Origin of the sequence: Methylobacterium sp. Leaf88 (genome assembly GCF_001422795.1) — a bacterium.
In the GTDB taxonomy this organism is placed as follows: Bacteria; Pseudomonadota; Alphaproteobacteria; order Rhizobiales; family Beijerinckiaceae; genus Methylobacterium.
In genome coordinates, this window is record NZ_LMMK01000052.1 from 84,548 (window position 1) to 96,929 (window position 12,382).

Here is a 12,382-nt window from a genome sequence, read left to right on the forward strand (position 1 = left end):
CCGCGCTCAGGCTTTGTTCGACCGCGCGCCTGTCGGACGCGCTAGGATCCCCCGCGTCGAAGAGTGCCCCTAGGAGGCTTCCATGATCCTGAAATCCAAGACCGCCGTCGTCACGGGCTCCACCAGCGGCATCGGCCTGGCCTGCGCGCGCGCCTTCGCCAAGGAGGGCGCCAACATCGTCCTCAACGGCTTCGGCAAGCCCGAGGACATCGAGGCGGCGCGGTCCGGGATCGAATCCGAGTTCGGCGTGAAGGCCGCCCATTCGCCGGCCGACCTGACCAAGCCCGGCGAGATCGCGGGGCTGATCCGACTGGCGGAGGAGACCTACGGCTCCGTGGACGTGCTCGTGAACAACGCCGGCGTCCAACACGTTTCGCCGATCGAGGACTTCCCGCCGGAGAAGTGGGAGCAGATCATCGGTCTGAACCTGTCCTCGGCCTTCTACACCATGCGCGCCGCGATCCCCGGCATGAAGCAGCGCGGCTGGGGCCGGATCATCAACACGGCCTCGGCGCACTCCATGGTCGCCTCGCCCTTCAAGTCCGCCTACGTGGCGGCCAAGCACGGCCTCGTCGGCCTGTCCAAGGCCGCGGCCCTCGAACTCGCCACGCACGGCATTACGGTGAACTGCATCTCGCCGGGCTATGTCTGGACGCCGCTCGTCGAGAGCCAGATCCCCGACACCATGAAGGCGCGGGGGATGACCGAGGACGAGGTCATCAACGAGGTGCTGCTCAAGGCGCAGCCCACGAAGGAATTCGTCACCATCGACCAGGTGGCGGCCCTGGCCGTGTTCCTGGCCTCGGATGCGGCGAGCCAGATCACCGGCGCCAACATGGCCATGGATGGCGGCTGGACGGCGCAGTAGCGCGGTCCCGTATGGCCGCCCCGCTCCGCCGCGATGGCGGACGGAGCGGGGACGGCCGGGGGGCGGGCTCAGCGGCGCCCGTGCAGCAGCAGGGCGAGGCCGTAGCCGACGGCGCCCGCGATCACGAGGGCGATGAACGGGTTCTCCTCCACGCGGTGACCCACCACCCGGCTGCCGTCGCGCAGGTAGGTGCCGCCGCGCTCGTAGGCGTCGCCAGCGTAATCCGAGACGTTGTCCGCGACGTCGCGCAGGGTGTCCTTGGCCTGTCCGTAGATGTCCTGCGCGCGGCCCTCGGCCTCTCGGTAGCGACCCTCGGCCGAGGTGCGCGAGGAGCCCGCGAGGTCTCCCGCGGCGCCCTGAACCTTACCGCCGAACTCCTTGGCGGCGCCGACGATGCGATCCGTATCGACCATGGTCTCTCTCCTGAACGTGGATGATGCGGACCGCCCGTCCGGGTCGGGGCGCCCGCATCCGACGTTCACAGAACGCCCGACGGCGCGAAGGAGACCCATGCCGGGGGTGAAAATCTTCCCGCGCCGGCAAAGGGCCCTGTCGCCCGCCCCTCAGCCGCGCGCCTGGCCGCGGATCACCAGGCGGCGCGCGACCTCCGCGCAGGCCCGGGCGAGACGCTCCCCGGGGGCCTCGCGTCGCGGCCGCACGGGTGCCTTCGCGGGCCGGCTCGTCCGGGGCGGGAGCGGGATGTGCACGAACAGCGCCGGGGGTGATTCGCGTAAGGCGCGAAAATAGCTGGCGTTGCAAAGGTAGCGCCCCGCATCCCGCGAGGGGACCGCCGCGATCCCGTGCCCGCGCAGCGTCGCGAGCGCGGAGGCCGCCGCGGGCGAGCGGCGCGCGGGCGGGCCATCCCGCTCCAGGGTCAGGCGCGACGCGGTCCGGCCGGAGGCATCGGGAAAGAGCCGGCTCGTGCGGTTGCGGCCCTGCATCTCCACCCGGACCCGCTTGGCGCGGGTCGCGACGCCGAGCATGAGGATCGCGGCCGGCGCTTCGGCCAGGGCCGGCGCCAGCCTGTCGGGGATCGCCGCGTAGGTGGTGCGCAGGATCAGCACGCGCACCGGAATGCCGCCCAGCTTCGGGCGCGCGAGGGCACCGATGCGCCGGGCCAGGGCCGCGCTCGGATTGCGCGGCACGCCGGGAAACGGACCGAAGCCGGTGACCAGCAGCGGTCCCGTCATGCGGGTCAGAGGCCGATCAGGGTGGCGATGGCCTCCGCCCCGGCGGCGGGCGAGGCGTCCCCGCGCCCCACCGAAGCCTCGGCCTCCGCCGTCCGGCGGCGCACCTCGGCCGAGCCGACGAGGCGCTGATGCAGGCGCTCGTGCACGAGGGCCCACATCCACTTCACGTCCTGGGCCCGGCGCTTCGCGGCGATCTCGCCCGTGGCGGTGAGCTTGTTGCGATGGTCGACGATCCGCTCCCACAGGCCGTCGAGGCCCTTGTTGTTCAGGCCCGAGATCGTGACCACCGGGGGCGTCCAGGTCGAACTCGGCGCCGAGAGGATGTGCAGGGCGGCGCGATACTCCGAGGCGGCCGCGCTGGCCCGGCGCTCGCCCTCGCCGTCGTCGGCCTTGTTCACCGCGATCATGTCGGCGAGTTCGAGGATGCCCTTCTTGATGCCCTGGAGCTCGTCGCCGGCTCCCGGCAACATCAGGACGAGGAAGAAGTCGGTCAGGTCCGCCACCGCCGTCTCGGATTGGCCGACGCCGACGGTCTCCACCAGGATGACGTCGAAGCCCGCCGCCTCGCAGAGCAGCATGGTCTCGCGGGTCTTGGCCGCGACGCCCCCCAGGGTGCCGGAGGAGGGGGAGGGGCGGATGAAGGCGTTGGGGTCGAGGGCGAGGCGCGCCATCCGGGTCTTGTCGCCGAGGATCGAGCCGCCGGTGCGCGTCGAGGAGGGGTCGACGGCCAGCACCGCCACCTTGTGGCCGGCCGCCGTCAGGTTGGCGCCGAGCGCGTCGATGGTGGTCGACTTGCCGACGCCGGGCACGCCGGTGATGCCGACGCGGATCGCCGTGCCGGTCTGCGGCAGCACCGCGTCGATGAGGCCGCGCGCCGCCGCCCGATGATCGGGCCGCTTCGATTCGGCCAGCGTGATCGCCCGCGCCAGGGCGGCGCGGTCTCCGGCGAGCAGCCGCTCGCGCAGGGCATCGATGTCGAGGGCGGGTGCGGGGGAGGCGGCCATGGTTGTCTTCTTTGCCGGTCCGGCCCGGTTTCGTCGAGGGGGGCGGCCCGGCGCGCGGGCGCTTCCCCCGCAAACCGGCGTGAACCGGGGGCGTGCCGCCCTGTGCGTTCGGGGCCACAGCCCTGCCTCTGCCCGCAATCCACATCGCCACGGCCACGCCTCCGCCCCGCCATGGTCACGATCCTGATCGACAGGATACTGACGCGCTGCGCCCGTCCCGGGGCCACCACGTTCAGGGCCGCCTTGCACGACATGATCCGACCCGAGCTCCGACCCATGATCCGATCCCAGCCTCCCACCCGTCGCGCGCTGCTGCGCTTCGCCGCCCTCTCGGGGGTGGCCGGCCTGACGCCCGGGCTGGCCGGCTGCGTCGCCGACGGCCTCGTCACCGATGCGGTCGGGGGCGGCGCGCCGGAGCGCCAGTCGGCCCTCGACGTCAGCCCGGTGCTGCTGGTGGCCACCACGCGCAAGCCCGTCGGCTCGCCGCCGAAGAGCCCCTACTTCACCTCCGAGCGCGGCCGGGGCCTCAGCTTCGCCGAGGTGCGGCTGTCGGCGCCCGACCGCTCGCTGATCGGCAAGGTCTCCTCCGTGGTGACGGGCGACTGGGCGGTGACGGCGGTGCCGCAGGTCGAGACCGGCGCGGGGGCGGCCGCCGCCTTCGCCCAGGCGGCACTGGGGCGCGACGTGCTGATCTACGTCCACGGCTACCGCGAGAGCTTCCAGTCGGCGGCCCTGAGTGCGGCCAAGCTTTCCGACGGCATCCGCTTCCGCGGCGCCTCGGCCCTGTTCACCTGGCCCTCGGCGGCCGCCACCTTCGATTACGGCTACGACCGCGAGAGCGCCCTGTGGTCGCGCGACGGCTTCGAGGACCTGCTGAAGGCGCTGGCGAACTCCCCCTCGGGCGGGCGCATCAACATCGTCGCGCATTCCATGGGGACGCTGCTGACCCTGGAGACCCTGCGCATGCTGCGGGCCGAGGCCGGCGAGGCCGCCATGGCCCGCATCGGCGCGGTGGTGCTGGCCGCCCCCGACATCGACATCGACCTCTTCACCAGCGCGGTGGAGCGGATGGGGCCGGACGTGCACAAGATCACGGTGATCTCGTCGACGAACGACCGCGCCCTCGAGCTCTCCGGGGCCATCGCGGGGGGCATCGTGCGGGCCGGCGCGGCGGATCGCGAGCGCCTGGAAGCCCTCGGGGTCCGCGTGGCCGACGCCTCCGACTACGGCGGCGGCCTCATCAACCACGACCTGTTCCTGTCCAATCCCGACGTGCAGGGCGTGGTCAAGCGCGCCATCGCCCGGGCGAGCGGCGGGGCCTGAGGCCCGGCCACCCACCGCAAACCAACCCCCGCCCGTCCGGGCCTTGGCCTCCGCCCCGTTCGCCCCTACACGGACGGCGGCCCCGAGGCTGCAGACAACAAGGATTCGCGATGTTCACACTCGAGATCGATGGCGTGGCCATCGCGGTCATCAACGGCTCCGAGGAGGTCGCCAACGACCTCTTCACCTGCGATGGCTTCAAGGACGACATCCAGACCATGAAGAGCGACGGCAAGGTGCTGTGGAACGGCACCTCCCCGCTCAAGGTCCGGGCGGCCACCGAGGAGGAGATCGAGATCTTCGAGGACGCCCTCGCCGAGGACGATTCCGAGGAGGACGAGCCCTACGAGCCGGATGCCCGCCATGCCGAGGCCTCGAACGACGACGAGGCGGACGACGAGGACGAGGAGGATGCCGACATCGTGTTCCTGGTCGACATCGACGAGGACGGCGGCCTCGATTCCTGATCGCCGACCCGTCCGGTCGCTCCGTCGCGGGCGACCGGACGGGGGCGCCGTTCAGGCGCCCCGCTGCCGGACCGGGAACGGATCGGGCCTTCCGCGATAGGGGACGGCCTCGAAGGCGCCCCGGCCCCGTGTCGATCGGGCGGACGTCGAAGGGCGGTCCGGATGGCCGCCTCGCACCAGATCCGCGTCGATGTTCACCGCGCTCAGGCCGTTGACGATCACGGCGACGCGCGGCTGCTCGCGGTCGTTCAGGACGTGGTCCAGCTCGGCTGAGGGCGAGAACCCGGTGCCGAAGGTCGTGGCCGGCGTCGTCGTCCGCGACGGGACCGAGGTCGCAGCGAACCCAGATCACCGCGCCGCCTGACCACCTCCGTCACCGGAAATCCCCATAGCTCGCGGAGAACGGGCCTCGACCCGAGCCCATCAACCCGCGCGAACATGATCGTCCAGCCTGCCTGCCGTGCCGTCAATCGGAGCGTTCGGTCAGCGCTGACCCGTGAGCCCTGTCACGTCCCGAACTTCCTGCAGAGTTCGGACTTGGCGACGGAAAACCGGCGTGATACAACCCTGAGATGATTGGGTATAAGTCTTTCGACTAGGAATTGCGACCGTGTGTGATCAGCATGCATCTCATGTCTCACGCCGCACCCTGCTGACCGCCGTCGCTGCCGGCGCGCTCGCCATGCCGGCGGCACCCGGAGCGGCCGCGGAGGTCTCGGGGTCGAACGTCATGACGCCCGACGCGGCTCTCGCGCGCCTGCTGGAAGGCAACGGGCGCTACGCAGCGAATACGCCGTCGTACAGGGACTTTTCCGCCGGCCGAGCGGCGAGGGTCGCCGCACAGCATCCGATCGCCTGCGTGGTCGGCTGCGCCGATGCCCGAGTCGCACCGGATTTCGTCTTCGATCAGGGACCCGGGGACCTGTTTGTCGTCCGGGTCGCGGGCAATTTCGTCAACACCGACAGCCTCGCCAGCCTCGAATACGGCGTGGCGGTGCTGGGCGCGCCGCTGATCCTCGTGCTGGGCCATTCCGATTGCGGTGCCGTCAAGGCGACGATCGAGGTCATGAAGACGAACGTCGTGCTTCCGGGCCATCTGCCGATGCTGATCGACGCGATCCGGCCGGCGGTCGACTTGGCCGAGAAAGCGCGGGCACCGGATCCCCTTGCCGAGGCGATCGCCCAGAATGTCCGGCACAACGTCCGGCGTCTCGAGCAGGCCGGGCCGATCCTCTCGGACCGCGTCGCCCGCGGGCAGGTGAAGGTCGTCGGCGGCTTCTATGGCATCGGCAACGGCAAGGTCACGCTTCTCTGAGGCGCCTCGTCCGACGCACCTTGCCACGCGCGGTACGCCGTCGATCAAGGCCGCTGGCACGTCGAGACAGAACCCACGAGACCGCCATGGCCAGGTGCTAGGCAGGAGGCTCGCCACCTCGCTCTGCGAAGCTGCTCCGCGCGTTCCGCCGGACCCTGGGTGATCCGTCTCCTCGCACGGCCCCCGTCGGAACGCGCTCGCAAGATGATACCATTCAATTGATGGCGATCCCGGGTCTTGTCAGCCGCGCGTCGTCTCCCGAGAGCGTCCGAGCGGACGGGCCACGACAGGTGGCCGGGGCGGACCGGAGGAAGGCGCCCCCCATCGCGCCGGGCGAGCCCTTGCGATAGGGGAACGGCCGGCTTGGGCTCAATCCGTGGGGGGAAGCGCCGCGCGGCTGGGGATCGATCCCGGGGGGACTAAATCGCCTGCCGTCTTCTCGGCGCCGGTACTCGTCGGCCTGGGCGCAGCTGCCTTGCCGGGGCTCTGAGCCGGGGCCGCGCCGGGCACGGCTCCCTTATCCGCGATCACCTTCGGCACGGGCCTGGGTGGGACCGGCGCAGCCTGAACCGGCTTGGCAAGGGATGGCTTGGCAAGGGATGGCTTGTCGCCGGGAGTCCGGGCGGATGCGGACCCGGTGCTGGACGCCTTCGGCGTCGCGGGCACGGCCGCCGACTTGGGAGCGGTCGGCGGCGCGATCGTACCCGTCGCCGCCACGTCCGGCATCGGCACCGCAGGGCTGTCGATCCCGTAGATGTCGTCCCGGAAATGAGCGCGGCCGTCCGGGGTGGCGTAACCGGTGAGATACACGAAGGTCACGGGGATCTGCTTCGGCAGCTTGATGTCGAGGCGCTCGTTGGTGGCGATGCTGGTCTCGATCTCGATCGGGCCCCAGGTCGAGCCGGGACCGTTGGGGCCGGGCGTGCCCTCGAGCAGCCAGCCGGCGAGCTCCTTCACCTGCGCGACGCGCACGCAGCCATGGGAATGGAACCGCACCTCGCGGGCGAACAACGATTTCGACGGCGTGTCGTGCATGTAGACCGCCTGCTTGTTCGGCATGTCGATGCGCACCTGACCCAGGGAATTGTCCAGGCCGGAATCCTGCCGCAGGGTGTAGTTTGCCGCCTTCTCGCTCGACCAGTCGATCGCGGTGGGGTCGACCTCGACGCCACCGGGACCGAGGATGCGGATGCGCTCCCGGGCGAGGTAGCCGGGATCCTTGCGCATCTTCGGAATGATCTCCTTCTTGATGATGGAGACCGGCAGGGTCCAGGTCGGATTGAGGTTCACGTCGGTGATGCGGGCCTCGATCCGCGGCGTCGCCTTGTCGGGCTTGCCGACCACCGCCACGTAGCGGCGCACCACGACCCCGTGGTCCACGGCCTCCACCGTGGCGGAGGGGATGTTCACGACCACGTAGCGGTCGCCATAGGCGAAGTTCGAGCCGATCTGGCGTGCGGCGGAGGCGGCGAGCTGGCGCTGGCGGGTGGCCGCCGGCACGTTGAGTGCCGCCACCGTCTGGCGGCCGATCAGCCCGGTCTCGGGCAGGCCGTGGCGGGCCTGGAACGCCTTCACGGCCGCCACCAGGGTGGCGTCGAGCTGGTCGTTCATCGGGGCATCGGCAGCCAGGTCGCCCACGAGCGCGAGATGCTTGCGCAGGGCCGGGATGGCCGGATGGCCGGCGCCGGGCTTGACCACGAGGTCGGCGGGCAGCGCGGTCCAGCCGCCGGCATCCACCATGGCCTGATAGCGGTCGGCCATCCGCAGGGTGTCGAGGAACGTCGCGGGACTGAGGGTCGGCACCGGGTCGGCGGAGACCCGGGCCACCACCAGCGGCGGCAGCTCGCGCGACTTCCGGGCCTGGGCGGCAGCCGGGGCGGCGGTGGCCTCGGCTGCGCCCGGTGCGATCGCCTGGACGGCGGGCGTCGCCGGAGCGGTGGTGGTGGTGAGGCTCTCGATCTTCGGAGCCTTCGCGGGCGCGGGGGCTTCCGGCGCGCCGGAGACTTGAGCCGTGGCGGCGCCGCCCAGCACCCAGAGGAGGGCCAGGGGCGACAGGCCCGCGCGGAGGCGGTGCGGGCGGAGGGCGACGGTCCTGTGGCGCGAAAGCATCGCGAACCTTTCGAGTGGCAAGTCTCCCCGACCATGCGCACAGACGGTTACCAATCTCCTGCCGTGCCGTGACGGGGGCCGGCGCGCGCCCTAACTCCCGCCCCGGAACGGCAGAGGAGCAGCGGCCATGACCAACCATCCGGCAATTCAGGCGGGGCGGACCGCCGTCGTCACCGGGGCGGCGAGCGGCATCGGGCTGGCGGCCGCCCGGCGCTTCGCCGCGGCGGGCATGCGGGTCTGGCTCGCCGACCTGCCGGGCGCGGCGCTGGACTCGGCCCGCGCCGAGGTCGCGCGCGGCGGGACGGCGGCGTCCGTCCACGCGATGGCCACGGACGTGGCCCGGCCCGAGGCCGTCGCGGCCCTGGGCGCGGCGGCCTGTGCGGAGGGGCCGCCGGCCGTGGTCATGCTGAATGCCGGGATCGAGGCCGGGGGACGGCTGTTCTCGGACCCCGAGACGTGGGCGCGCATCCTCGATACCAATCTGTGGGGCGTCATCAACGGCATCCAGGCCTTCGCACCGGCGATGATCGCCGGGACCGAGCCTGGCGCCATCGTGGTCACGGGCTCGAAGCAGGGCATCACCACGCCGCCCGGCAACACGCCCTACAATGTCTCGAAGGCGGGGGTGAAGGTCGTCACCGAGGCCCTGGCCCACGACCTGCGCGAACGCGAGGGCGTCCGCGTCAGCGCGCACCTGCTCATCCCGGGATTCGTCTATACCGGGCTGACGCGGGCCCGCGGGGTCAGCGAGAAGCCCGCCGGCGCCTGGACGCCGGACGAGACCGTGGATGCCCTGATGGCCGGACTGGCCCGGGGCGACTTCTACATCCTGTGTCCGGACAACGAGACCACCCGGGCACAGGACGAGAAGCGGATCGCCTGGGCGGCCGGGGACATCATCGAGAACCGGCCGGCGCTGTCCCGCTGGCATCCGAACCATGGAGCGGCGTTCACGCGTTTCGTCGGATCGTGACCGGGCGCGGGGAGGGGTGCCCTCCCGCACGCCCCTCGGGTGGCGGATGCCTTGCATAGCGTCACGGGGAAGCCGACACACCGGGGGCGATTCGTCGCGACCCGCAAACCGACCCGCAAATCGACTCGCCAGCCGACTTGCCGACCCGCGAACCGCCTGACTTGCAAACCGAACGGGAGCCGCACTTGGCCACCATTATCCCCGTCGCCTCCTTCGATTGCGTCGTCTTTGGCGCCACCGGCGACCTGACCACGCGCAAGCTGCTGCCGGCCCTGTTCTACCGCTTCATGGACGGACAGATTCCGGAGACGAGCCGGATCATCGGCGCCTCGCGTTCGGAGATGACCACCGAGGCCTTCCGCGAGCGCGCCCGCGACGCCATCAAGCGCTTCGTTCCGGCCGGCGACATCGGCGAGGACAAGCTCGCCGCCTTCCTGGACCACCTCGATTACGTCGCGGTCGACGGAGCCGGCGACGAGGGCTGGGAGGATCTGGCTGCCAAGCTCGCCGAGCGCCCGGACCAGGTGCGGCCCTACTACCTCGCCACCTCACCCGACCTCTACGGCTCGATCTGCCAGAATCTCGCCAAGCACGGCCTGATCGGCGAGAAGTCCCGCGTCGTGCTGGAGAAGCCCATCGGCAAGGACCTGAAGTCGGCCCGCGCCATCAACGATGCGGTCGGCACGGTGTTTCCCGAGGAGCAGATCTTCCGCATCGACCACTATCTCGGCAAGGAGACGGTGCAGAACCTGCTGGCCCTGCGCTTTGCCAACACCATCTTCGAGCGGCTCTGGACGGCCGACGTCATCGACCACGTCCAGATCACGGTGGGCGAGACCGTCGGAGTCGAGGGCCGCGCGGGGTACTACGACACCTCGGGCGCGCTGCGCGACATGGTCCAGAACCATATGCTGCAGCTTCTCTGCCTGATGGCGATGGAGAGTCCGCTCTCCCTCGACGCCAATTCGGTGCGCGACGAGAAGCTGAAGGTCCTGCGGGCCCTGAAGCCCATCACGCCGCACGACGTGCAGAGCGTGACGGTGCGCGGCCAGTACTCGGCCGGCGCCGTCGGCAGCCAGCCGGTGGACGGCTACCGCACCGATCTCGGCGGAGACGTCGACAGCCGGACCGAGACCTTCGTCGCCCTGAAACTCGAGGTTCAGTCCTGGCGCTGGGCCGGCGTGCCGTTCTACCTGCGCACCGGCAAGCGCCTGCCCCGGAAGCTGTCCGAGATAGTGGTGCAGTTCCGCGCCTCGCCGTTCTCGATCTTCCCGGCGGAATCCTTCGGACGCGAGCCCAACCGCCTCGTCATCCGGCTCCAGCCGGAAGAGGGGATCAAGCTCGAAGTCATGACCAAGGATCCGGGTCCGGGCGGGATGCGGCTGCGGCCGACCAACCTCGACATCTCCTTCGAGGAGACCTTCAAGCAGCGCTACCCCGATGCCTACGAGCGCCTGCTCATGGACGTGGTGCGCGGCAACGCCACGCTGTTCATGCGCCGCGACGAGGTCGAGGTCGCCTGGGCCTGGGCCGATTCCCTCCTGAAGGCCTGGGCCGACCGGCCCGAGCCGCCGCGCCCCTATCCCGCCGGAAGCTGGGGTCCCACCGCCGCCATCGCGTTGATCGAGCGCGACGGCCGGACCTGGCACGAGGAGCTTCGCTGAGAGACGCTCCCGCCGGATCAGGGCGGGGTGGTGTCGGGTGAGGCCGCAGGCGGCTCGAAGACCCGCGGATCCGTCATCCCGGTGGGGTCGCCCGGCTTTCACCGGAGGCCTGTGCGCGGAACCGGGCTATAGTTCCGCACTCCCTCGACAGGTCTCAGTCGACGCATTACCAGAGGGAGTATTTTTCATTCCTCTTCCAGACGTCGTGGACCCATGAACAAGATCGAACCGGGCCTCGGCATCAACCGGCGCTATCTGCACGATGAGGTCGTCGACCGAATGCGCGACCTCATCCGCTCGGGTGAGCTGGAGCCGCGGGCGCGGATCAACGAAAGCGAACTGACCGAACGCTTCGGCATCTCCCGCACGCCCCTGCGCGAGGCGATCAAGATCCTCGCCACCGAGGGGCTTCTCGAGTTGCTGCCCAATCGCGGCGCCCGCGTCGCCAGCCTGTCGCAGTCCGAGATCGAGGAGATGATCGAGGTCATTGCCGGCCTGGAGGCCACCGCCGCCGATCTCGCCTGCCGCATCATCACCGACGCGGAGATCGACGGCATCTCCCGCGACCACGAGGCCATGGTGGCGGCCTGGCGCGCCGGCGAGGAGGGGGTCTACTTCGCCCTCAACCGGGAGATCCACGAGGCCATCATGCGGGCCAGCCGCAACGCCACCCTCGGGGGCATCTACGACAGCCTCTCGGGCCGCATCCAGCGCTCGCGCTACGCCGTGCATCAGACGCCGGAGCAGTGGGCGCAGTCGGTGGCCGAGCACGAGCGGATGATCACGCTGCTGCGCGCCCGCGACGGCGAAGCGCTCGCCCTGCTCATGCGCGCCCACATCCGGGCCCGGACCCCGGTGATCGCCGAGAATTTCGGCGCCGCCAGCCGCGAGGCAGCCGGGTCGGCGGCCTGAGCCGCCATCCGTCCTCGCACCGGCCCGACCCGGCCGGCCATCCGCCGGGGGGCGCGGGCGGCGCCGCTCCGAGCGCTAGTTCCAGGTGTGCAGCACGGTGCGCCAGCCGTCGGGGCGGCGCTCCATCACGTTGATCCAGTTGCCCTCGAACTTCTTTCGGGCTCCGCCCTCGCCGGGGCCGTTCATCTCCCAGCGCCCGGACAGCACCAGGACGTCGCCTGTCTCCCGTGCGGACTGGACGGTGATCCGGTGATCGTCGAAGCCCTTTGCCTTCAGCCCCGAGAAGAACGTCTTGATCTCGCTCGGTCCCGAGATCGCCGCGCCCTTCGGGATCACCAGCGCGTCCGGGGCGTAGAGCGTGCCCAGGGCGTCCATGTCGCCGCTGTTGTAGGTCTTGTCCCAGGTTTCGGCGGCGCTGCGCCCGGCCGTGGCGGCGGTGTCGGCGCGGGCCGCCACCGGCAGGACGAGGCACGCGGCCAGAGCCGCACCGAGAAGATGTCGGGTCATCATCGTTCCCTCCCTCGCAAGACCGTTTCCGTACGTCCCGCAAGGGTTAT

The 12,382-nt window shown here is 70.9% G+C and carries 12 protein-coding genes; 7 read left to right on the plus strand and 5 right to left on the minus strand.

Going from position 1 to position 12,382, the window contains the following annotated elements; genetic code table 11:
- The first annotated feature begins 82 nt into the window (after positions 1-82).
- Positions 83-868 carry a 3-hydroxybutyrate dehydrogenase gene (locus ASF20_RS20510; RefSeq protein WP_056277466.1) on the plus strand — a complete coding sequence of 262 codons (786 nt, stop codon included), beginning with the start codon at positions 83-85 and terminating at the stop codon, positions 866-868.
- Between the two features lie 68 nt (positions 869-936).
- Here ASF20_RS20510 and ASF20_RS20515 read toward each other — a convergent pair whose 3' ends face one another.
- The 3 genes from ASF20_RS20515 to meaB all read right to left on the minus strand — a co-directional run bounded on the left by ASF20_RS20515 (position 937) and on the right by meaB (position 3,062).
- A complete protein-coding gene (locus tag ASF20_RS20515) occupies positions 937-1,281 on the minus strand; it encodes a CsbD family protein (protein ID WP_056277469.1) in 345 nt (114 codons plus the stop codon).
- A gap of 150 nt (positions 1,282-1,431) precedes the next feature.
- Positions 1,432-2,058 carry a peptidase C15 gene (locus ASF20_RS20520; RefSeq protein WP_056277473.1) on the minus strand — a complete coding sequence of 209 codons (627 nt, stop codon included), beginning with the start codon at positions 2,056-2,058 and terminating at the stop codon, positions 1,432-1,434.
- Between the two features lie 5 nt (positions 2,059-2,063).
- Complete coding sequence (gene meaB / locus ASF20_RS20525; protein ID WP_056212008.1) at positions 2,064-3,062, minus strand: methylmalonyl Co-A mutase-associated GTPase MeaB; 999 nt, start codon at positions 3,060-3,062, stop codon at positions 2,064-2,066.
- A gap of 276 nt (positions 3,063-3,338) precedes the next feature.
- Here meaB and ASF20_RS20530 point away from each other — a divergent pair, with 276 nt between their 5' ends.
- From ASF20_RS20530 to ASF20_RS20540, 3 genes are all read left to right on the plus strand, one after another.
- Positions 3,339-4,385, plus strand: a complete 1,047-nt coding sequence (locus tag ASF20_RS20530; RefSeq protein WP_056212010.1) for an alpha/beta hydrolase — start codon at positions 3,339-3,341, stop codon at positions 4,383-4,385.
- Positions 4,386-4,495: 110 nt separating this feature from the next.
- Positions 4,496-4,852, plus strand: coding sequence for a hypothetical protein (locus ASF20_RS20535; protein ID WP_056212012.1), 357 nt, complete (start codon positions 4,496-4,498; stop codon positions 4,850-4,852).
- Positions 4,853-5,462: 610 nt separating this feature from the next.
- Positions 5,463-6,167 carry a carbonic anhydrase gene (locus ASF20_RS20540; protein ID WP_056277477.1) on the plus strand — a complete coding sequence of 235 codons (705 nt, stop codon included), beginning with the start codon at positions 5,463-5,465 and terminating at the stop codon, positions 6,165-6,167.
- A 369-nt stretch (positions 6,168-6,536) separates the two neighbouring features.
- Here ASF20_RS20540 and ASF20_RS20545 read toward each other — a convergent pair whose 3' ends face one another.
- Positions 6,537-8,276, minus strand: a complete 1,740-nt coding sequence (locus ASF20_RS20545; RefSeq protein ID WP_082501481.1) for a L,D-transpeptidase family protein — start codon at positions 8,274-8,276, stop codon at positions 6,537-6,539.
- A gap of 127 nt (positions 8,277-8,403) precedes the next feature.
- Here ASF20_RS20545 and ASF20_RS20550 point away from each other — a divergent pair, with 127 nt between their 5' ends.
- The 3 genes from ASF20_RS20550 to ASF20_RS20560 all read left to right on the plus strand — a co-directional run bounded on the left by ASF20_RS20550 (position 8,404) and on the right by ASF20_RS20560 (position 11,825).
- The gene (locus tag ASF20_RS20550; protein ID WP_056277480.1) at positions 8,404-9,249 is read left to right on the plus strand and encodes an SDR family NAD(P)-dependent oxidoreductase; all 846 of its coding nucleotides are present in this window, start codon (positions 8,404-8,406) and stop codon (positions 9,247-9,249) included.
- Positions 9,250-9,434: 185 nt separating this feature from the next.
- Complete coding sequence (gene zwf, locus ASF20_RS20555) at positions 9,435-10,913, plus strand: glucose-6-phosphate dehydrogenase (protein WP_056277483.1); 1,479 nt, start codon at positions 9,435-9,437, stop codon at positions 10,911-10,913.
- 213 nt (positions 10,914-11,126) lie between these two features.
- Entirely contained in the window at positions 11,127-11,825 is a 699-nt protein-coding gene (locus ASF20_RS20560; protein ID WP_056212020.1) for a GntR family transcriptional regulator, read from the plus strand.
- Positions 11,826-11,900: 75 nt separating this feature from the next.
- Here ASF20_RS20560 and ASF20_RS20565 read toward each other — a convergent pair whose 3' ends face one another.
- Entirely contained in the window at positions 11,901-12,335 is a 435-nt protein-coding gene (locus ASF20_RS20565) for a nuclear transport factor 2 family protein (RefSeq protein ID WP_056277485.1), read from the minus strand.
- Positions 12,336-12,382 lie beyond the last annotated feature (47 nt).